Raw genomic sequence first — 19,169 nt, forward strand, 5'->3', positions numbered from 1 at the left:
GTTTTACCGGTGCGCCGCCGTGCGCACCACATCCCCGCTTGACGCGGCTCAGTTAATCCCGCCCTGCGCATAAACTCTGCCGCTGGCTTATGCCTTTTTAGACTTTGAAATCCCTAAACGATATATAAAACCGTTACAGCTTTCGCCAGAGTTATAAATACACTGACAGCATCTAATGGCATAGGCTCGAACTCCATTTCTCAGGGTGCAGCATGACACGTTCGGTTTCGAAAAAATGGCTTGGCGGTATAGCGCTGTCGCTGAGTTTAGCGGGCGCGGCACAGGCAACAGAGCTGCTTAACAGCTCTTACGATGTGTCACGTGAACTGTTTGTTGCCCTGAATGCGCCGTTTGAACAGCAGTGGGACGCGGCGCACCCTGACGACAAGCTGACCATTAAACAGTCACATGCGGGCTCCTCAAAACAGGCGCTGGCCATTCTGCAGGGGCTGCGTGCTGATGTCGTGACCTATAATCAGGTGACCGATGTGCAGGTGCTGCACGACAAAGGCAACCTGATCCCGGCCGACTGGCAGAGCCGTCTGCCTAACAGCAGCTCACCGTTTTATTCCACCATGGCGTTCCTGGTGCGCAAGGGGAATCCAAAGCAGATTCACGACTGGGCCGATCTGGCGCGCGATAATGTGAAACTGATTTTCCCGAATCCGAAAACCTCCGGTAACGGCCGTTACACCTATCTGGCCGCGTGGGGCGCTGCCGACCAGGCGGATGGCAAAGATCAGGCCAAAACTGAAGCGTTTATGACGAAGTTCCTGAAAAACGTCGAAGTGTTTGATACCGGCGGCCGTGGTGCCACCACCACCTTTGCCGAGCGCGGGCTGGGTGATGTGCTGATCAGCTTTGAGTCGGAAGTGAACAATATCCGTAACCAGTACGGTAAAGACCAATACGAAGTGATTGTGCCGAAAACCAACATTCTTGCTGAATTCCCGGTCGCGTGGGTCGATAAAAACGTCGAACACAATGGCACGGCGGAAGCGGCGAAAGCCTATCTTAACTACCTCTACACGCCGCAGGCACAGAAAATCATCACCGGATTTTACTATCGCGTGAACAACCCGCAGCTGATGGCGGAGCAGAAAGATCGCTTCCCGCAGACTGCGCTGTTCAATGTTAATGACGCGTTTGGCGGCTGGCCGCAGGTGATGAAAACCCATTTCGCCAGCGGCGGTGAGCTGGATAAATTACTGGCAGCGGGGCGCGGCTGATGTTGGCTTCTGCACAGAAACGCGTTCTGCCCGGTTTTGGTCTCAGCCTTGGCACCAGCCTGCTGTTTACCTGCCTGATTCTGCTGCTGCCGATCAGCGCGCTGATCATGCAGCTGTCGCAGATGACGCTGGCGCAGTACTGGCAGGTGATCAGCAATCCGCAGCTGGTGGCAGCGTATAAAGTTACGCTGCTGTCAGCGGGCGTGGCCTCTCTGTTTAACGCGGTGTTTGGCATGCTGATGGCGTGGATTCTGACCCGCTATCGCTTTCCCGGCCGTACGCTGCTGGATGGCCTGATGGACCTGCCGTTTGCGCTGCCGACGGCGGTGGCCGGTCTGACGCTGGCCGGGCTGTTTTCGGTTAACGGCTGGTACGGTCAGTGGCTGGCACATTTTGATATCAAAGTGTCTTACACCTGGCTCGGTATCGCGGTGGCGATGGCTTTCACCAGCATTCCGTTTGTGGTGCGTACCGTGCAGCCGGTGCTGGAAGAGTTAGGCCCGGAGTATGAGGAAGCGGCGGAAACCCTCGGTGCCACGCCGTGGCAGAGTTTCCGGCGCGTGGTGCTGCCGGAAGTCGCGCCGGCGCTGCTGGCCGGGACCGCGCTGTCGTTTACCCGCAGCCTCGGTGAATTTGGCGCGGTGATCTTTATCGCTGGCAACATCGCCTGGAAAACTGAAGTGACCTCGCTGATGATTTTTGTTCGCCTGCAGGAGTTTGATTATCCGGCCGCCAGCGCCATCGCTTCGGTGATCCTCGCGGCATCGTTGCTGCTGCTGTTTGCGATTAACACTCTGCAGAGCCGCTTTGGCCGCCGTCTGGGAGGTCACTGATGGCTGAGATTTCACAGATCAATCATGCCGAGCGTCAGCCGGTGAACTGGGGCAAATGGCTGCTGATCGGCATTGGCGTGCTGGTATCGATTGGCCTGCTGGTGGTGCCGATGATCTCCATCTTCTGGGAGGCGCTGGGACAGGGCATCGGCAAGGCTTTTAGCAACCTGCAGGATGGTGACATGCTGCATGCTATCTGGCTGACGGTGCTGGTGGCGCTGATTACCGTGCCGGTTAACCTGGTGTTCGGCACGCTGCTGGCCTGGCTGGTGACGCGCTTCACTTTCCCCGGTCGCCAGCTGCTGCTGACCCTGTTTGATATTCCGTTTGCCGTGTCGCCGGTGGTGGCCGGTCTGATGTATCTGTTGTTCTGGGGCGTGAACGGCCCGGCTGGCGGCTGGCTTGATGCGCACAACATTCAGGTGATGTTTGCCTGGCCGGGTATGGTGCTGGCAACGATTTTCGTCACCTGTCCGTTTGTGGTGCGCGAGCTGGTGCCGGTGATGCTGAGCCAGGGCAGCCACGAAGATGAAGCCGCCGTGCTGCTGGGCGCGTCTGGCTGGCAGATGTTCCGCCGCGTAACGCTGCCAAACATTCGCTGGGCGCTGCTGTACGGCGTGGTGCTGACCAACGCGCGCGCCATCGGCGAATTTGGTGCGGTATCGGTAGTGTCCGGCTCGATTCGCGGCGAAACCTATACCTTACCTTTACAGGTTGAATTACTGCATCAGGATTACAACACCGTGGGCGCTTTTACCGCCGCCGCGCTGCTGACCCTGATGGCAATTGTGACGCTGTTTCTGAAAAGCGTGGTGCAGTGGCGATTAGAGCATCAGCAGAAGCGCCAACAGGAGGAAAATCATGAGCATTGAGATTAAACACATTAATAAAGCATTTGGCCGCACGCCGGTGCTGAACGATATCTCTCTGGATATTCCTTCCGGCAAGATGGTGGCGCTGCTCGGACCGTCCGGTTCAGGTAAAACCACGCTGCTGCGCATTATCGCCGGGCTGGAGCACCAGAACAGCGGGCAGATCCATTTTCATGGCAAAGACGTCAGCCGCACGCACGCGCGGGATCGTCAGGTCGGCTTTGTGTTTCAGCACTATGCGCTGTTCCGCCATATGACGGTGTTCGACAACATCGCCTTTGGTCTGACGGTGTTGCCGCGCCGCGAGCGTCCGAACAGCGCCGAAATTAAGCAGCGCGTTACCCGTCTGCTGGAGATGGTACAGCTGGCACATCTGGCCAACCGTTACCCGGCACAGCTCTCCGGTGGACAGAAACAGCGCGTGGCGCTGGCGCGTGCGCTGGCGGTTGAGCCGCAGATTCTGCTGCTGGACGAACCCTTTGGCGCGCTGGATGCCCAGGTGCGTAAAGAGCTACGCCGCTGGCTGCGTCAGCTGCATGAAGAGCTGAAATTTACCAGCGTGTTTGTGACCCACGACCAGGAAGAAGCGATGGAAGTGGCGGATAGCGTGGTGGTAATGAGTCAGGGCAATATTGAGCAGGTGGGCGCACCGGATGACGTATGGCGTGAACCCGCGACCCGCTTCGTGCTGGAGTTCCTCGGCGAAGTGAACCGCTTTGACGGCGAAGTGCACGGCTCGCAGTTCCATGTGGGCGCGCATCGCTGGCCGCTGGGCTATACGCCAGCGCATCAGGGCGACGTGGAGCTGTTCCTGCGTCCGTGGGAAGTGGACGTGTCACGCCAGAGTAGCCTGGAGACGCCGTTGCCGGTGCAGGTGCTGGAGATCAGTCCGCGTGGCCACTTCTGGCAGCTGGTGGTTCAGCCCGTCGGCTGGCAGAGCGAGCCAATCTCGGTGGTATTCGCCGGTGAACAGACGGCGCCGATCCGCGGCGAACGGCTGTTTGTTGGTCTGCAACAGGCGCGTATCTACCAGGGCACCACGCCGCTGCGCCCGGTTGCCTTTGCCGAAAGCGCCTGATATTTTTGTCACTCCTTCGGGCGGGATTTTCCCGCCCGATTTATTTGTACTCCTTTCGGCTGGAATGACACCGTGACCACTCTGGAAAATACCATCGGCAATACGCCGCTGATTAAGTTGCAGCGCCTGACGCCGGATAACGGCAGCGAAATCTGGCTTAAGCTGGAAGGCAACAATCCGGCAGGTTCGGTGAAAGATCGCGCGGCCTGGTCGATGATCCACCACGCTGAGTTGCGGGGTGAAATCCAGCCCGGCGACACGCTGATTGAGGCCACCAGCGGCAATACCGGCATTGCGCTGGCGATGATTGCCGCGCTGAAAGGCTACCGGTTACGCCTGCTGATGCCGGAGAACATGAGCCAGGAGCGTCAGGATGCGATGCGCGCCTACGGGGCTGAGCTGGTTTTGGTGACCCGCGAGCAGGGCATGGAGGGCGCGCGCGATCTGGCGCAGGCCATGGCACAGCGCGGCGAAGGTAAGGTGCTGGATCAGTTTAATAATCCCGACAACCCACTCGGTCATTATCTCACCACCGGTCCGGAGATCTGGCAGCAAAGCCACGGTCGTATGACGCATTTTGTCTCCAGCATGGGCACCACCGGCACCATCAGCGGCGTCGGACGCTATCTGAAAGAGTTTGCCCCGGCGGTAAAAGTGGTGGGTCTGCAGCCGCAGGAAGGCAGTAGCATTCCCGGCATCCGGCGCTGGCCGGCGGCCTATCTGCCCGGCATTTATCGTCCGGAGCTGGTGGATGAGGTGATGGATATGGCGCAGCAGGAAGCGGAAGAGACCATGCGCGCGCTGGCGCAGCGTGAAGGCATTTTCTGCGGCGTCAGTTCGGGCGGTGCGGTAGCGGGCGCATTACGCATCGCCAAAGCGCAACCGGGCAGTGTGGTTGTCGCCATTGTCTGCGATCGCGGCGATCGCTATCTCTCCACCGGCGTTTTTCACCGCTAGTTCCCCCCGCCTGTTTCTGGCTTCGTGCGCCCTGTGACGCGGCGTACGGGCCATTTTTGTCTATAGTCTCCCTAAGCATGTTCTGACGCGGTCACTGTAAGGATCGCGTAAAACCGGCTGCTTTCCCGCGGCACTCAGGACAAAATAGCGGCAATTTTGTACGAGAGAAAAAGATGAAAATCCTGCTTGTTGATGACGATGTTGAACTTGGCACCATGCTGAGCCAGTACCTGATTGCCGAAGGTTTTGAAACCCAGCTGGTGCTGACCGGCAGCGCCGGGATTGAAGGGGCGTTATCCGGACACTACACCGCGATGATTCTCGACATCATGCTGCCGGATATGAGCGGTATTGATGTGCTGCGTCAGGTGCGGCAGAACAGCCGCCTGCCGGTGATTATGCTGACGGCGAAGGGCGACAATATTGATCGCGTTATCGGTCTGGAGATGGGCGCGGATGACTACGTCCCCAAACCCTGCTATCCGCGCGAGCTGGTGGCGCGTCTGCGCGCGGTGCTGCGTCGCTTTGAAGATCAGGCACCGGTGCCGGATAAGAAAGAGGTCCTGCGCTGGGGCGATCTCAGCCTGAACCCGGCCACGCGTATTACGGAGTGGCAGGGCAAAACTTTTGATCTCACCGCGTCTGAGTTCAATCTGCTGGATCTGCTGCTGCGCGCACCGGACCGCGTGGTGTCCAAAGATGAGCTGTCGGAAAAGGGGCTGGGCCGTCCGCGTGAAGCTTACGATCGCAGCGTGGATGTGCACATCAGCAACATCCGCCAGAAGCTGGCTGCGCTGACCGCAGACAGCGTGAATATTGAAACCGTGCGCAGCATTGGTTATCGCATTCGATGAAACACAGCTACCGTGGCCGCATGTTCTGGAAGATCCTGCTGGGCTTCTGGATTGTGTTTGTGATTATCAGCCAGCTGCTGTGGCTGGGCTTTACCTTGTCAGGAAACCGTCACGAGCCGCCGGAGATTGTGGCGGTGCGTCGGATCGTTAATCTGCAAATGGCTTCGGCGGTGTCGGTACTGGAGCGCGGCGGTCCCAGCTCGCTCGACGATATGATGGCCGACTGGGAGCCGAACGATCGCCAGTTTTTCTCGGTGATTCAGCACGCCAGACCGGCCACTACGCCGGACAATGCGCCGCCGGAGACCTTTAATCAGCCGTTTCACGGCCCGTTTCCGCAGGTGATTGTGCGCTGGGTGAAGGGGGCTGACGGTAAAGAGTACGAACTGCGCTATGACGTCAAAGGGCTGCGTGAAGACAGTTCAATGGGCGGCGGAGGCCCGCGTCGTATTCTGAATATCCCCGAGCCGATGTTTACCTTTGCCGGCGCGCTGGGGCTGCTGTTTAGTCTGCTGCTGGCGTGGAACCTGACGCGGCCAATGCGTCAGCTGCGCGAGGGGTTTGCCCGCGTGTCGCGCGGTGATTTGTCGGTGCGGCTCTATCCGGTGATGCGCCGCCGCCATGATGAGCTGTCGATTGTGGCCCAGGATTTTGATGCGATGGTGGAGCGGCTGGATACGCTGGTGAAAGCGCGTGAAGAGCTGCTGCATGATATCTCCCACGAGCTGCGCTCCCCGCTGGCGCGCCTGCAGTTAGCCACCGGTCTGGCGCGCCAGACGCCGGAGTCGGTAGCATCCTCACTCAATCGCATCGACGAGGAGGCGCGCCGCCTGGATAAGATGATCGGCGAACTGCTGACGCTGTCGCGCGCTGAGCATGAGAGCATGCCTGGCGAGCAGTATTTTGACCTGACCGGCCTGCTGCATGCGGTGGTAACCGATGTGCGCTACGAAGCGCAGATCCCCGGTGTGCACGTAGATTTTCTGGTGGATGAGAACGCGGATTACACCGTGCGCGGTAATGCTGAGCTAATCCGCCGCGGCGTGGAGAACGTGCTGCGCAACGCGCTGCGTTTCTCGCATCAGGGGCAGCATATTAGCGTGCAGTTGCAGGCGGAGAATCAGTGGCTGGCGATTCGCGTGCGCGATCAGGGGCCGGGCGTGGATGATGAGAAGCTGTCGAGTATCTTCGATCCGTTCGTTCGGGTGAATTCGCCGCTGATGGGCAAAGGTTACGGGCTGGGGCTGTCGATCGTGCGCAAAGTGGTTCTGGCCCATCACGGCGAAGTTCAGGCAGTGAATCGTCCGGAAGGCGGGCTGGAAGTGACACTGCGGCTGCCGCGCTGGAAGCAGGCGTAATCTAACCGCGTACACCGAAGCATCAGGCGGTCGGCGTGGCGGGGCAGAGGAGTAAAGCGTCCCGCGCCATGGACGGCGCGGGCCGAGGCCCAGGGATGGTTTATGCCGTCTTTACGATCTGCCCCGCCACGCTGACCGACCGCAACGAATGCCAGAGCGCGGTGAGCAGCAGGCAAACAAAAACGGCACCCATTGGGTGCCGTTTTCACGCAATCAGCGCGGTTTACTTCCTGATGCGGATAACCGGCGTTTCGCCCACGGTAACCTGACCGGAGAGTTTCACCAGGTCTTTGATCTCATCCATATTCGAGATCACGACCGGGGTCAGCGTGGATTTGGCTTTCTCTTCCAGCAGCGGCAGATCAAACTCGATCACCACATCGCCTTTTTTCACTTTCTGGCCTTCTTCAGCGATGCGTTTGAAGCCTTCACCTTTCAGTTCTACCGTGTCGATACCGAAGTGCACGAACAGTTCGATGCCGTTATCAGACTCGATAGAAAACGCGTGGTTGGTTTCGAAAATCTTGCCGATAGTGCCATCCACTGGTGCAACCATTTTGTTGCCAGTAGGTTTGATGGCGATACCATCACCGACGATTTTCTCTGCGAATACCACATCAGGTACGTCTTCGATATTCACGATTTCGCCTGACAGAGGCGCAACGATATCGATAGTCCCTGACGCGCTCTCTGATTTATCGCCAAAAAGTTTAGAAAACAAACCCATGATCTTCTCCTAAGCAGTAATTTGGGGCCAGCGTCTCGTGGATCAGCAGAGCGTTTTTTCTTTGATGAACTTGTTCACCAGGTTCATCAAATCTTCCGCTGTGGGTTGAGCCAGAGCCTGCTCTGCCAGTGCCTTCGCATCTTCGAAATTGGTATTGCGAATGATCTTCTTGATGCTTGGGATTGAAATGGCACTCATGCTGAATTCGTCCAGCCCCATTCCCAGTAACAGTAGTGTAGCACGTTCATCACCAGCCAGCTCACCACACATGCCGGTCCATTTCCCTTCGGCATGTGATGCGTCGATCACTTGCTTAATGAGGCCCAGTACAGATGGCGTCATTGGGTTATAGAGGTGTGAAATCAAATCATTACCACGATCGACCGCCAGAGTATACTGCGTCAGGTCATTTGTCCCAATACTAAAGAAGTCGACTTCTTTCGCCAGATGGCGGGCAATCACTGCTGAAGCCGGGGTTTCCACCATGATGCCCACTTCAATGGACTCATCAAAGGCTTTACCTTCTTCACGCAGTTGTGCCTTCAGCATCTCCAGCTCAGCCTTCAGGAAGCGCACTTCTTCAACCGAAATGATCATCGGGAACATGATGCGCAGTTTGCCGAAGGAAGACGCACGCAGAATGGCGCGCAGCTGGGCATGCAGAATCTCTTTGCGGTCCATGGCGATACGAATCGCACGCCAGCCGAGGAACGGGTTCTCTTCTTTTGGCAGGTTCATGTACGGCAGATCTTTGTCGCCGCCGATGTCCATGGTACGCACGATCACGGCCTGGGAACCCATCGCTTCCGCCACGGCTTTGTAAGCCTGGAACTGCTCTTCTTCGCTTGGCAGCGAATCGCGGTCCATGAACAGGAATTCAGTACGGTACAGACCTACACCTTCCGCGCCGTTGCGCTCAGCACCGGCGACATCACGCACGGTACCGATGTTGGCGCACACTTCAACCTGATGTCCGTCCAGCGTAATCGCTGGCAGATCTTTCAGTTTCGCCAGCTCGTGCTTCTCAGACAGATACTGCGTCTGAATCGCTTTCAGCTCTTCCTGCACGTCGTCGGTCGGATTGACGTAAATCTTGTTGTTCACGCCATCGATAATCAGGAAATCACCGTTTTTCACGGTAGCGGTCACGTTGCCGGTGCCGACAATCGCAGGCAGCTCCAGCGAACGCGCCATAATCGAGGTGTGTGAAGTACGGCCTCCCAGATCGGTAATAAAGCCCAGCACCTTTTTCAGGTTCAGCTGTGCGGTTTCGGATGGCGTCAGATCTTTCGCCACCAGAATGGATTCGTCAGCAATGGCGCTCAGGTCAACGATATGCAGACCCAGAATGTTCTGCAGCAGACGCTTGCCGATGTCACGTACGTCAGCCGCGCGCTCTTTCAGATATTCGTCGTCGAGCTCTTCCAGCGCTTTCGCCTGGCCTTCAACCACAGAGTGGGCGGCGGCGTCAGCGGTTACGTGATCTTTTTTAATCAGGTCGATGATTTCCTGCTCAAGCTCTTCGTCTTCGAGCAGCATGATGTGACCTTCAAAGATCGCCGCTTTCTCTTCACCGAAGGTTTCACCGGCTTTCACACGGATGGCTTCAAGCTGCCCGGCTGCTTTGCTGCGACCGTCGAGGAAGCGCTGAACTTCCTGCTCAACCTGGTCGTCAGTAATCTTTTTACGGCTGATGACGATCTCGTCTTCCTTCAGCAGCAGTGCTTTGCCGAAAGCGATACCCGGTGATGCTAAAATGCCTGAAATCATAACCCTACCTTTTAATCACGATGGCTCATTGACCCAATGCGTTGCCACTGTCGCGGAGCAGTACTCTAAGGAAGCAATAACGCGGACAGGTTGTCCGCGATCAACATAATTGCACTCAATGGGGCAAAGGAGTCGGTTTAATGGCTTGCCGGAGCGGAATTATTCCAGTTCAGCCATCAGTTTGACCAGATGCTCAACCGCCTGCTGCTCGTCTTCACCTTCTGCAGAAAGCGTAACAACCGTACCCTGAGTCAGACCCAGAGTCTGCAGTTTGAACAGGCTTTTCGCGCTGGCAGATTTGCCGTTAGAAGTAACGGTGATTTCAGACTGGAAAGCCTTTGCTTCTTTCACGAACTGAGCTGCAGGACGGGTATGGAGGCCGTTAGGTGCGGTAATGGTAACTTCTTGCTGGAACATTCTATTTCCCCAACTTTATCAGGTTTGGTGTTATGGATCTAAAGTCTAGCCTGGAGCCGTAACTTTAGCCTGTGTAGGTGCGCTGGTACGGCATCACGCTGACCAAAAAATGCGCTTGAATGAAAAAGTCATTTTTTCGATGACGGATCAAAACTGCTGCAATACGTCACTCTGCTGATTATGCCGTGATTCGCCGTTTCACCAAATCAGTAAATCGATTCAGCTTGATCCACTTCAAAGGCAGATTAATTTCAGGCACCGAAATAATTGGCTGCTTAAATACCAGAGCCGCATCACTGAAATCAATCTGCCCGGTGGTAAAAGTGAGATCTGCGCCACAAAAAAGCACCCATTTGGGTGCTTTTTTCATCATTTTCAGACTCTGGCGTTTACTGTTGCAGCTCTTTTTCGGTGAACAGATCGGCAAACAGTGCGGTACTGAGATAGCGTTCGCCGGAAGAGGGCAGAATCACCACGATGTTTTTATTGGCGAAGGCTTCATCTTCCTGCAGCTTAAGGGCAGCCGCCACCGCTGCACCGGAAGAGATACCGGCCAGAATGCCTTCCTCTTCCATCAGCTGACGCGCGGTGCTGATCGCTTCTTCATTGGTGATGGCCACCACGCGGTCAATCAGTTTCAGGTCAAGGTTGCCCGGAATAAAACCGGCACCGATGCCCTGAATCTTGTGCGGGCCCGGTTTGATCTCTTCTCCCGCCAGCGCCTGCGCGATGACCGGGGAATCTGTAGGCTCAACGGCCACGGTGATCAAATCCTGCTTGCCTTTGGTGTTCTTGATGTAGCGGCTCACGCCCGTCAGCGTACCGCCGGTGCCCACGCCGGCAATGAAAACGTCTACGGCGCCGTCAGTGTCTTCCCAGATCTCCGGGCCAGTGGTCTTTTCGTGAATTTCCGGGTTGGCCGGGTTGCTGAATTGCTGCAGCAGCACATATTTGTCCGGATCGCTGGCAACAATCTCTTCTGCCCTGGCGATGGCGCCCTTCATGCCTTTTGGCCCTTCGGTCAGCACCAGATTGGCGCCCAGCGCTTTCAGCAGCTTGCGGCGTTCAATCGACATGGTCTCAGGCATGGTCAGCGTCAGCTTGTAGCCGCGCGCAGCGGCGACATAGGCCAGCGCAATGCCGGTGTTGCCGCTGGTTGGCTCTACCAGCTCAACGCCCGGTTTCAGAATACCGCGTTTTTCTGCGTCCCAAATCATATTGGCACCGATACGGCATTTAACGCTGAAGCTCGGGTTACGCGACTCGACCTTCGCCAGAATGCGTCCATTACCGATGCGGTTCAGTCGAACCAGCGGCGTATGACCAATTGTCAGAGAGTTGTCTTCATAGATCTTACTCATAGCCCGTCCTTAACTGTATGAAATATTGGGAACCCTCAGAGCATACCTGTTCTGACCCCCGGCGGAAGGAAAGAAATCGTATATCTATATAGCCTGCGACCATAAGCCTGATGCAAAAATGCATAAGGCTTTTTGATGCATTATAGATGACGCGCATGCTGGCTGCGGTAGCGATCGACCCACATGGCGGTCGCGCCACATACCGCGACCGGCATGATGGCGAGATTGAGGATCGGAATCATGGTGAACAGACTGACCAGCGCGCCAAACTGCATATTGGCGGTTTTATGCTGACGCAGCGCGTTACGCATCTGAGGAAAACTGACTTTGTGGTTGTCGAACGGATAGTCGCAATACTGTATCGATAGCATCCAGGCGCTAAACAGAAACCACAACACCGGCGCCACGGTCTGGCCAAAGCCGGGGATAAAATAGAGCAGCAGCAGGCCCAGCGCGCGCGGCAAATAGTAGCCGAGCTTCTGTAACTCGCGCTTCATGATGCGCGGGATGTCTTTCAGCATGCCGAGCCAGCCACTGTCCGGCAGGGGTTTTCCGGTCAGACGCCCTTCCAGCTGCTCCGCCAGCAGGCCGCAAAACGGCGCGGCAATCCAGTTGGCGATGGTGGAGAAGAAATAGCTGAATACCAGCACAATCGAAATCACCGCCAGCGGCCACAGCAGATAGCTCAGCCACTGCAGCCAGTCCGGCACGTGCGACATCAGCTGTGGAATCCACTGGCCGAGGCGCTGAAACAGCCAGATAAACGCACCGCCCAGCAGCACAATGTTCACCAGCAGCGGGATGATGACGTAGCGGCGGATACCGGGCAGACGCACCAGTTTCCAGCCCTGGGCAAAATAATGAATACCATTCATGGATGAGACCGAATTCTCAGCGGGCATAGCGAGCCTTTCTCCTTTATGTAGCGGCGCCAACATCATAACCTGGCTTTTTATCGGTGACAGGCGCACTTTGCGCGAAAAAACAGCAAAAAAGCGTGGGGCAGCTATCTTATTTGTCAGAAAATACTGCACAGACTTGCACTTGTGTAGCTGGGCAAATACAGTTAGAGGATAAAGTTTGCCGTGGTGGCAAGGTATTGGAACAACAGAGAATACAATGATGCAGGATTTGCGTCTGATATTAATCGTTGTTGGCGCGATCGCCATAATAGCGCTGCTTCTTCACGGACTGTGGACCAGCCGTAAAGAGCGCTCTTCCGTGTTTCGCGATCGCCCGCACAAACGTCTGAAACAGCGTGAAGAAGCGGATGACGATGATCTGCTGAACAGCGAAGACGATGGCGTCGGCGAAGTACGCGTGCGTCGTCAGCGTGATGCCGAAGACGAGCCGCAGTTCGATGCGCCGGTCACCAAACCTGCTGCTCCGCGTGCGCCGGAACCGGTGCGTCAGCCGTTCCCACGGCAGGAAACGCCGTTAAGCGGCGATCCGCTGCTGGACGATGAGCCGGTACGTCAGCCTGCACCTGCGCCACAACCGCAGGCGCCGGTAGCGCAGCCCGTGCCGCAGCCACAACCGATTCAGGCCGATCCGCTGCTGGATAATGAACCGCTGTCCGCCACCCAGCCGGCTCCGGAGTTTACCGCCGCCGAGCCTGAGGTTAAACAACCTGAACCTGCGCCTGTGCAGGAAGCTGCACCGCAACCGCAGCCCGCTGCGCCGGGCAGTAAAAAAGAAGCGGTGCTGGTGTTGCACGTTGCCGCGCATGCCGGTGGCGCACTGAACGGTGAAGCGCTACTGCAGGGCATTCTGCAGGCTGGCTTCCAGTTTGGTGAAATGAACATTTTCCATCGCCATCTCAGCCCGGCCGGCAGCGGTCCGGTGCTGTTCAGCCTGGCAAACATGGTCAAACCGGGTTCGTTCAATCCGGATGAAATGGGCGATTTCACCACGCCGGGCGTCTCAATCTTTATGATGGTGCCGTCCTACGGTGACGCCAATCAGAACTTTAAGCTGATGCTGCAATCGGCACAGCGCATCGCCGATGATGTCGGTGGCGTGGTGCTGGATGATGAGCGTCGCATGATGACACCACAAAAGCTGGAAACCTACAAAGCACGCATCCGCGAGGTTATTGGCTAAGCGCCGCCAGCAGTATCACCCTTTAACTAAATAACCCCCGCTTGCCGGGGGTTTTTTATCGGACGAGAGAATATGACATCGGTTCAGGAGCAGATCACCGCGCTGCGCACCACGTTACGCCACCACGAATACCTCTATCACGTGATGGATACGCCGGAAATCCCGGATGCAGAATATGACCGATTGATGCGCGAACTGCGTGAGCTGGAGAGCGCGCATCCCGATTTAATCACCCCGGATTCTCCTACCCAGCGCGTGGGCGCGGCACCGCTTGCCACCTTTGAACAGGTGCGCCACGAAGTGCCGATGCTGTCGCTCGATAACACCTTTGATGAAGCCGGATTTCTTGCCTTCAATAAGCGCGTGCAGGATCGCCTGAAAAGCACTGACGATCTCACCTATTGCTGCGAGCTGAAGCTGGATGGTCTGGCAGTGAGTTTACTGTATGAAAACGGCCTGCTGGTGCGTGCCGCCACGCGCGGCGATGGCACCACCGGTGAAAACATTACGGCGAACGTGCGCACCATTCACGCCATTCCGCTGCGCCTGCACGGCGACAATATTCCGGCGCGGGTAGAAGTGCGCGGCGAAGTATTCATGACCGAAAGCGGCTTTGAGAAGCTGAATGAGGAAGCGCGACGCACCGGCGGCAAAGTGTTCGCCAACCCGCGTAATGCGGCAGCCGGCTCGCTGCGCCAGCTCGATCCGCGTATCACCGCGAAACGTCCGCTGACCTTCTTCTGCTACGGTTTTGGCCTGCTGGAGGGCGGCGAAATGCCTGCCAGCCACTGGCAGCGTCTGCAACAGTTTAAGGCCTGGGGATTACCGGTCAGCGATCGGATTCGCCTGGTGCACACCGCGGATGAAGTGCTGGCGTTTTATCGTCAGGTTGAGCAGGACCGTCCGTCACTCGGCTTTGATATTGACGGCGTGGTGATCAAAGTCGACTCGCAGGCGCTGCAGGAGCAGCTGGGCTTTGTGGCGCGCGCACCGCGCTGGGCGGTGGCATTCAAGTTCCCGGCGCAGGAGCAGATGACGGTGGTGCGCGACGTCGAGTTTCAGGTCGGACGTACCGGGGCGATTACGCCGGTGGCGCGCCTCGAACCGGTGCAGGTCGCGGGCGTGATAGTCAGTAATGCGACGTTGCACAACGCCGATGAAATCGCCCGGCTGGGGCTGCGTATCGGTGACAAAGTGGTGATTCGTCGCGCCGGTGACGTGATTCCGCAGGTGGTCAACGTGGTGGAATCTGAGCGTCCGGCGGATGCGCGCGAGATTGTGTTTCCCAGCCACTGTCCGGTGTGCGGCTCTGACGTAGAGCGTGTGGAAGGCGAAGCCGTAACGCGCTGTACCGGCGGGCTGATTTGCGGCGCGCAGCGCAAAGAGGCACTGAAGCACTTTGTCTCACGCCGTGCGATGGACGTGGACGGCATGGGCGATAAAATCATCGACCAGCTGGTGGAAAAAGAGTACGTCAAAACCCCGGCCGACCTGTTCCGTCTCACCGCCGGCAAGCTGACCGGACTGGACCGCATGGGGCCGAAATCGGCGCAAAACGTGGTGGACGCGCTGGAAAAAGCCAAATTCACCACGCTGCCGCGCTTCCTGTATGCGCTCGGCATCCGCGAAGTGGGCGAGGCGACGGCGGCCAACCTGGCGAACCACTTTGGCGAGCTGGAAAAGGTCATGAACGCCGATCTCGATGCGCTGATCGCGGTACAGGACGTCGGCAAAGTGGTGGCAGCGCACGTGCGCAACTTCATGGAAGAGGAGAGCAACCGTGAAGTGATCCGCCAGCTGACGGAGGAGGTGGGCGTGCACTGGCCGGCGGTGGTGGTGGTCAAAGCCGAAGATATCGACAGCCCGTTCGCCGGAAAAACCGTGGTACTGACTGGCTCGCTATCGCAGATGAACCGTGACGATGCCAAAGCGCGGCTGACGGCGCTGGGAGCCAAAGTCAGCGGCAGCGTATCGAAAAAAACCGATCTGCTGATCGCCGGTGAGGCCGCCGGTTCCAAGCTGGCAAAAGCGCAGGAGCTGGGGATTGCGGTGATCGATGAAGCCGAAATGATTCGCTTACTGGGCGCCTGAGATGGATAAGCAGCAGCTGGTTGAGATTGCCAATACCGCGATGCCGTTTGGCAAATACAAAGGACGGATGCTGATCGATGTGCCGGAAGAGTATCTGCTGTGGTTTGCGCGTAAAAATGAGTTTCCCGCCGGCAAACTGGGTGAGCTGATGCAGCTGACGCTGGCGATCAAAATCGAAGGCTTACAGGGCTTAGTTAAACCGCTCAAGCGCAGTGAATAAGTGACAGGCCCGCAATTGCGGGCCTGATGTTTTATGACTTCTGCGCTTCTATCTGTTGCTTCGCCAGCTTCTTCTCATTGCCGGCTTTATAGCGCTGGGCAATGAACGAGCACACCATCAGCTGGACCTGATGGAAGATCATCAGCGGCAGGACAATAATCCCCACTGCGCTGGCCGGGAACAGAATATTAGCCATCGGTACACCGTTTGCCAGGCTCTTTTTCGAGCCGCAAAACAGCACCACAATCTCATCCGCACGGCTAAAGCCAAACAGCCGGGAAGCGCCAAGGTTGATGGCCAGTGCGACGAACAGAATCAGCAGGCTGCCAGCCAGAATCCACAGCAGGGTATCAACGCCGACGCGATGCCAGATGCCGTTAACCACCGCTTCACTGAACGCCGAATAGACCACCAGCAGAATCGAGGTTTGATCGGTTTTGCCAATCAGGCTGCGATGCTTCTCCACCCAGCCACCAATCCAGCGGCGTGCCAGGTGGCCCAGCACAAAGGGCACCAGCAGCTGCAGCATGATTTTACCAATCTGCTCCAGACCATTGCCCGGTGCATCGCTGTGCACATTCATCACTAAGTTAACCAGCAGCGGCGAAATAAAGACGCCCAGCAGACTGGAGGCGGAGGCGGCACACACCGCCGCGGCAACGTTACCGCCCGCCATGGAGGTGAAAGCAATCGCGGACTGCACCGTCGCCGGCAGGATACACAGGTAGAGGAAACCGGTGTAGATCTCCGCGCCGACGTTGACCGGATGCCACCACACCAGCAGCAGGCCAAGGATCGGGAAAATCACGAAGGTACTGCACATAATCCACAGATGCAGCCGCCAGTGGCTGCTGCCGGCGATGATCTTCTCGCGCGACAGTTTGGCACCGTGCATGAAGAACAGCAGGGCGATGGCCGCGGTGGTCAGGTATTCGAAGAAATCGACAAACCCGCCTTTGGCCGGGAAGAAGCTGGCCAGCAGCACGGTGATGATGAGTTTGACCATCATCGGGTCAAGTCGTAAAAAGCCCATTGTTACAATCCGGTTAAATGTAATAAATGATGCTGCTGATTGTGCGTCAGACGCGTTTAGAAATAAAATTGATTTATTGCATTAATCTATGAGCGTAATCGATGAATTACACCTTACGACAGCTGCGCACCTTTGTGGCGGTGGCGCAGCACGGCAGTTTCAGCCAGGCAGGGCAGGCGATTGGGCTGAGCCAGTCGGCGGTCAGTCACAGTATTAAAGAGCTGGAAGCGGAGATGGGCGTACGGCTGCTGGATCGCACCACGCGCGAGGTGTTACTAAGCGAAGCCGGACAGCAACTGGCAACGCGGCTGGAACGACTGCTGGAGGAGCTCAATACCACACTGCTTGATGTGCGCAGCTATGGCGAGCAGCGCAGCGGCACGGTGCGCGTGGCGGCCAGCCAGACGCCCTCGGCGCATCTGATGCCGCAATGTCTGGCCAGCAGCCAGCTACGCTACCCCGACATTCGGGTGATTCTGCACGATCGCGTGCAGCAGTGGGTATTGCAGAGCGTGCGCAATGCGGAAGTCGATTTTGGCATCGTCATCGGTCCGCTGCAGGATGCGGATTTCGATAGCGAGGAGATTCTGCAGGAGCCGTTTTTACTGTTGTGTCATCAGGATGATGCGCTGGCGCAGGTGCCGCAGGCCCAGTGGTCAATGCTGGCTGGTCGCGCTATGGTGCTGCAGGATTACGCGTCGGGCAGCCGTTTGCTGGTCGATGCCGCATTGCAGCGGCTGGCGCTGAACGTGCAGGTGGTGCAGGAGATTGGCCATCCGGCCACGCTTTATCCGATGGTGGAAGCGGGCATTGGCATCAGTATCTTACCGGCACTGGCGCTGCCGCTGCCGTCTGGTCGTAAGCTGACGGTGCGCCGGCTCTATCCGGAGATCAATCGCAGCCTGATGCTGATCAAACGCAAAAACCGGTCACTCACCCCGGCAGCGGAGGCTATCTGGCAGGAAGTGCGTCAGCAGGCGGCGCTGCTGACGCAGGATCGCGCGCTTAATCCGGCGTTTTAAACATAAACGTCAAGTTGGTTGCTGTCGGTTGGGCGGTTGATGCCATCCGCTTTCACTGCAGTAACCTCCTGTTTCTCCTGCTTCTGCTCCGCTTTCTCCTTTTCCTGCTTCTGCAACTGCTGGATTTGCGCTTGCAGCAGCTGAATCTGCGCGTTAATCGTCTCCTGCTTATCCTTTCTTTGCTTCTCAGTCAGGCTTTTGTCCTTCGCGATGTCTTTCAGTTCATCGTTCAGGCTGGCGATTTGTTTAGTCAGGCTGGCGATTTTCGAAGCGCTATCGCTACTGCCGGATGCGCTTCCGGAGCCGGAAGTACTGCTGCTGCCAATATTGGTATTGATCGAAATGGTGGTCATAACGTTCTCCTTGCAAATGTGCCCTTTCGTTATCGGAACGCAGCCGCTGCGGCTTGAGGGTGAGAGGTGTTAAATTTGCGAAAAGGTTTCGTCAGGAACGAGGGCGGAAGGGGATAGAGCGGGCACGGCCTCAGGCTGAGCGGGTTCTTTCTTCACAGCTGAAGCGAAAAAGCGCCCTGAGAATGTAAGAGCGGTCAGACATGGCAACCGCAAGTCGCACACTATTCGTAGCGGCGCGATTCATCGCGCAATAAATTGCGGCGCTACCAAACGTGCAACCGTGGTTGAATGCAGTTGCAGCTTAACTGACAGTTTGGGAAGTGGGATGTGAAGAAACGAAAAAAGCGCCCGGTGGGCGTAAGGGCAACCAGGTAAGGCAACCGCAAATCGCACACCATTTGTAGCGGCGCGATTCATCGCGCAATAAATTGCGCCGCTACAACATGTGCAAACGTGGTTGAACGCAGTTGCAGCTTAACTGGCAGCCTGGGAAGTGGGATATGAAGAAACGAAAAAAGGCGCCCTGAGAACGTAAGAGCGGTCAGATATGGCAATCGCAAGTCGCACACTATTCGTAGCGGCGCGATTCATCGCGCAATAAATTGCGCCGCTACCAAATGTGCAACTTTGGTTGAATGCAGTTTCAGCTTAACTGGCAGCCTGGGGGGAACGTGAAGAAACGAAAAAAGCGCCCTGAGGGCGCTCTTTTCTGAATTTGGTGGGTCGTGCAGGATATGTCTCGGCCCATCCGGGGCCTCGCCCTGCGGGTGATGCTGGCGCATCAGCCTGAATCGCTCCCGGCGATTCAGTCGAACCTGCAGCAGGTTCTCATCCTGCACGTTCAGCATCGGCGCACAGAAACGAAAAAAGCGCCCTGAGGGCGCTCTTTTC

19 protein-coding genes and 1 other RNA gene are annotated in these 19,169 nt (G+C 57.1%); 11 read left to right on the forward strand and 9 right to left on the reverse strand.

The features are described 5' to 3' along the window. Positions 1–212 precede the first annotated feature (212 nt). The 7 genes from C1Y42_RS18765 to C1Y42_RS18795 all read left to right on the forward strand — a co-directional run bounded on the left by C1Y42_RS18765 (position 213) and on the right by C1Y42_RS18795 (position 7,181). Positions 213–1,229, forward strand: coding sequence for a sulfate ABC transporter substrate-binding protein (locus C1Y42_RS18765; protein WP_058775688.1), 1,017 nt, complete (start codon positions 213–215; stop codon positions 1,227–1,229). After that, positions 1,229–2,062 carry a sulfate/thiosulfate ABC transporter permease CysT gene (cysT, locus tag C1Y42_RS18770; RefSeq protein WP_021508075.1) on the forward strand — a complete coding sequence of 278 codons (834 nt, stop codon included), beginning with the start codon at positions 1,229–1,231 and terminating at the stop codon, positions 2,060–2,062. Before C1Y42_RS18765 ends, cysT begins: the two co-directional genes overlap by 1 nt. Further along, positions 2,062–2,934, forward strand: coding sequence for a sulfate/thiosulfate ABC transporter permease CysW (gene cysW, locus C1Y42_RS18775; protein WP_104094123.1), 873 nt, complete (start codon positions 2,062–2,064; stop codon positions 2,932–2,934). The genes cysT and cysW overlap by 1 nt, the downstream gene beginning before the upstream one ends. Further along, positions 2,924–4,012 (forward strand): sulfate/thiosulfate ABC transporter ATP-binding protein CysA, encoded by a 1,089-nt coding sequence (cysA, locus tag C1Y42_RS18780; RefSeq protein ID WP_058770811.1) that lies wholly within the window; start codon positions 2,924–2,926, stop codon positions 4,010–4,012. Before cysW ends, cysA begins: the two co-directional genes overlap by 11 nt. A 72-nt stretch (positions 4,013–4,084) precedes the next feature. Further along, positions 4,085–4,969 (forward strand): cysteine synthase CysM, encoded by an 885-nt coding sequence (gene cysM / locus C1Y42_RS18785; RefSeq protein ID WP_104094124.1) that lies wholly within the window; start codon positions 4,085–4,087, stop codon positions 4,967–4,969. A 173-nt stretch (positions 4,970–5,142) separates the two neighbouring features. Continuing rightward, positions 5,143–5,823 (forward strand): response regulator transcription factor, encoded by a 681-nt coding sequence (locus tag C1Y42_RS18790; protein ID WP_104094125.1) that lies wholly within the window; start codon positions 5,143–5,145, stop codon positions 5,821–5,823. Next, positions 5,820–7,181 carry an ATP-binding protein gene (locus tag C1Y42_RS18795; RefSeq protein WP_021508080.1) on the forward strand — a complete coding sequence of 454 codons (1,362 nt, stop codon included), beginning with the start codon at positions 5,820–5,822 and terminating at the stop codon, positions 7,179–7,181. Before C1Y42_RS18790 ends, C1Y42_RS18795 begins: the two co-directional genes overlap by 4 nt. A gap of 223 nt (positions 7,182–7,404) precedes the next feature. Here the strand turns inward: C1Y42_RS18795 and crr are convergent, their stop codons facing one another. The 6 genes from crr to cysZ form a co-directional block, all read right to left on the reverse strand. Continuing rightward, a complete protein-coding gene (gene crr / locus C1Y42_RS18800) occupies positions 7,405–7,908 on the reverse strand; it encodes a PTS glucose transporter subunit IIA (protein ID WP_010617547.1) in 504 nt (167 codons plus the stop codon). Between the two features lie 42 nt (positions 7,909–7,950). Continuing rightward, positions 7,951–9,678 carry a phosphoenolpyruvate-protein phosphotransferase PtsI gene (ptsI, locus tag C1Y42_RS18805; protein WP_021508081.1) on the reverse strand — a complete coding sequence of 576 codons (1,728 nt, stop codon included), beginning with the start codon at positions 9,676–9,678 and terminating at the stop codon, positions 7,951–7,953. 159 nt (positions 9,679–9,837) lie between these two features. After that, positions 9,838–10,095: a phosphocarrier protein Hpr gene (gene ptsH / locus C1Y42_RS18810; protein WP_007889063.1), complete on the reverse strand. Its 258-nt coding sequence runs from the start codon at positions 10,093–10,095 to the stop codon at positions 9,838–9,840. A gap of 178 nt (positions 10,096–10,273) precedes the next feature. Continuing rightward, entirely contained in the window at positions 10,274–10,468 is a 195-nt protein-coding gene (locus tag C1Y42_RS18815; protein ID WP_021508082.1) for a hypothetical protein, read from the reverse strand. A 16-nt stretch (positions 10,469–10,484) separates the two neighbouring features. Further along, positions 10,485–11,456 (reverse strand): cysteine synthase A, encoded by a 972-nt coding sequence (gene cysK, locus C1Y42_RS18820; protein ID WP_058770809.1) that lies wholly within the window; start codon positions 11,454–11,456, stop codon positions 10,485–10,487. A gap of 140 nt (positions 11,457–11,596) precedes the next feature. Then, positions 11,597–12,358, reverse strand: a complete 762-nt coding sequence (gene cysZ / locus C1Y42_RS18825; RefSeq protein ID WP_104094126.1) for a sulfate transporter CysZ — start codon at positions 12,356–12,358, stop codon at positions 11,597–11,599. Positions 12,359–12,575: 217 nt separating this feature from the next. Between cysZ and zipA the strand changes: the two genes are divergently transcribed. From zipA to C1Y42_RS18840, 3 genes are all read left to right on the forward strand, one after another. Continuing rightward, positions 12,576–13,559, forward strand: a complete 984-nt coding sequence (gene zipA / locus C1Y42_RS18830) for a cell division protein ZipA (RefSeq protein WP_058775693.1) — start codon at positions 12,576–12,578, stop codon at positions 13,557–13,559. A 72-nt stretch (positions 13,560–13,631) separates the two neighbouring features. Next, a complete protein-coding gene (gene ligA, locus C1Y42_RS18835; protein ID WP_104094127.1) occupies positions 13,632–15,650 on the forward strand; it encodes an NAD-dependent DNA ligase LigA in 2,019 nt (672 codons plus the stop codon). A gap of 1 nt (position 15,651) precedes the next feature. After that, a complete protein-coding gene (locus C1Y42_RS18840) occupies positions 15,652–15,870 on the forward strand; it encodes a DUF3820 family protein (RefSeq protein WP_021508087.1) in 219 nt (72 codons plus the stop codon). Between the two features lie 31 nt (positions 15,871–15,901). On the opposite strand, the gene C1Y42_RS18845 is transcribed toward C1Y42_RS18840, so the two are convergent. Further along, positions 15,902–16,903: a bile acid:sodium symporter family protein gene (locus tag C1Y42_RS18845; protein ID WP_021508088.1), complete on the reverse strand. Its 1,002-nt coding sequence runs from the start codon at positions 16,901–16,903 to the stop codon at positions 15,902–15,904. Between the two features lie 101 nt (positions 16,904–17,004). Here C1Y42_RS18845 and C1Y42_RS18850 point away from each other — a divergent pair, with 101 nt between their 5' ends. Beyond that, positions 17,005–17,925 (forward strand): LysR family transcriptional regulator, encoded by a 921-nt coding sequence (locus C1Y42_RS18850; protein WP_021508089.1) that lies wholly within the window; start codon positions 17,005–17,007, stop codon positions 17,923–17,925. On the opposite strand, the gene C1Y42_RS18855 is transcribed toward C1Y42_RS18850, so the two are convergent. Further along, the gene (locus C1Y42_RS18855; protein ID WP_104094128.1) at positions 17,922–18,278 is read right to left on the reverse strand and encodes a FlxA-like family protein; all 357 of its coding nucleotides are present in this window, start codon (positions 18,276–18,278) and stop codon (positions 17,922–17,924) included. The two genes, C1Y42_RS18850 and C1Y42_RS18855, sit on opposite strands and share 4 nt — an antisense overlap. 716 nt (positions 18,279–18,994) lie before the next feature. After that, a non-coding RNA gene (locus tag C1Y42_RS18860) (RtT sRNA) lies at positions 18,995–19,131 on the reverse strand. Positions 19,132–19,169: the final 38 nt, after the last annotated feature.

Source organism: Pantoea sp. ICBG 985 (assembly GCF_002928365.1).
GTDB classification, from domain to species: domain Bacteria; phylum Pseudomonadota; class Gammaproteobacteria; order Enterobacterales; family Enterobacteriaceae; genus Pantoea; species Pantoea dispersa.

What these genes read in the sequence shown, in the direction of transcription:
- C1Y42_RS18765 (WP_058775688.1), top strand. Translation starts at nt 213, where the DNA reads ATGACACGTTCGGTTTCGAAAAAATGGCTTGGCGGTATAGCGCTGTCG.
- cysT (WP_021508075.1), top strand. Translation starts at nt 1,229, where the DNA reads ATGTTGGCTTCTGCACAGAAACGCGTTCTGCCCGGTTTTGGTCTCAGC.
- cysW (WP_104094123.1), top strand. Translation starts at nt 2,062, where the DNA reads ATGGCTGAGATTTCACAGATCAATCATGCCGAGCGTCAGCCGGTGAAC.
- cysA (WP_058770811.1), top strand. Translation starts at nt 2,924, where the DNA reads ATGAGCATTGAGATTAAACACATTAATAAAGCATTTGGCCGCACGCCG.
- C1Y42_RS18790 (WP_104094125.1), top strand. Translation starts at nt 5,143, where the DNA reads ATGAAAATCCTGCTTGTTGATGACGATGTTGAACTTGGCACCATGCTG.
- C1Y42_RS18795 (WP_021508080.1), top strand. Translation starts at nt 5,820, where the DNA reads ATGAAACACAGCTACCGTGGCCGCATGTTCTGGAAGATCCTGCTGGGC.
- crr (WP_010617547.1), bottom strand. Translation starts at nt 7,908, where the DNA reads ATGGGTTTGTTTTCTAAACTTTTTGGCGATAAATCAGAGAGCGCGTCA.
- ptsI (WP_021508081.1), bottom strand. Translation starts at nt 9,678, where the DNA reads ATGATTTCAGGCATTTTAGCATCACCGGGTATCGCTTTCGGCAAAGCA.
- ptsH (WP_007889063.1), bottom strand. Translation starts at nt 10,095, where the DNA reads ATGTTCCAGCAAGAAGTTACCATTACCGCACCTAACGGCCTCCATACC.
- C1Y42_RS18815 (WP_021508082.1), bottom strand. Translation starts at nt 10,468, where the DNA reads ATGATGAAAAAAGCACCCAAATGGGTGCTTTTTTGTGGCGCAGATCTC.
- cysK (WP_058770809.1), bottom strand. Translation starts at nt 11,456, where the DNA reads ATGAGTAAGATCTATGAAGACAACTCTCTGACAATTGGTCATACGCCG.
- cysZ (WP_104094126.1), bottom strand. Translation starts at nt 12,358, where the DNA reads ATGCCCGCTGAGAATTCGGTCTCATCCATGAATGGTATTCATTATTTT.
- zipA (WP_058775693.1), top strand. Translation starts at nt 12,576, where the DNA reads ATGATGCAGGATTTGCGTCTGATATTAATCGTTGTTGGCGCGATCGCC.
- ligA (WP_104094127.1), top strand. Translation starts at nt 13,632, where the DNA reads ATGACATCGGTTCAGGAGCAGATCACCGCGCTGCGCACCACGTTACGC.
- C1Y42_RS18840 (WP_021508087.1), top strand. Translation starts at nt 15,652, where the DNA reads ATGGATAAGCAGCAGCTGGTTGAGATTGCCAATACCGCGATGCCGTTT.
- C1Y42_RS18845 (WP_021508088.1), bottom strand. Translation starts at nt 16,903, where the DNA reads ATGGGCTTTTTACGACTTGACCCGATGATGGTCAAACTCATCATCACC.
- C1Y42_RS18850 (WP_021508089.1), top strand. Translation starts at nt 17,005, where the DNA reads ATGAATTACACCTTACGACAGCTGCGCACCTTTGTGGCGGTGGCGCAG.
- C1Y42_RS18855 (WP_104094128.1), bottom strand. Translation starts at nt 18,278, where the DNA reads ATGACCACCATTTCGATCAATACCAATATTGGCAGCAGCAGTACTTCC.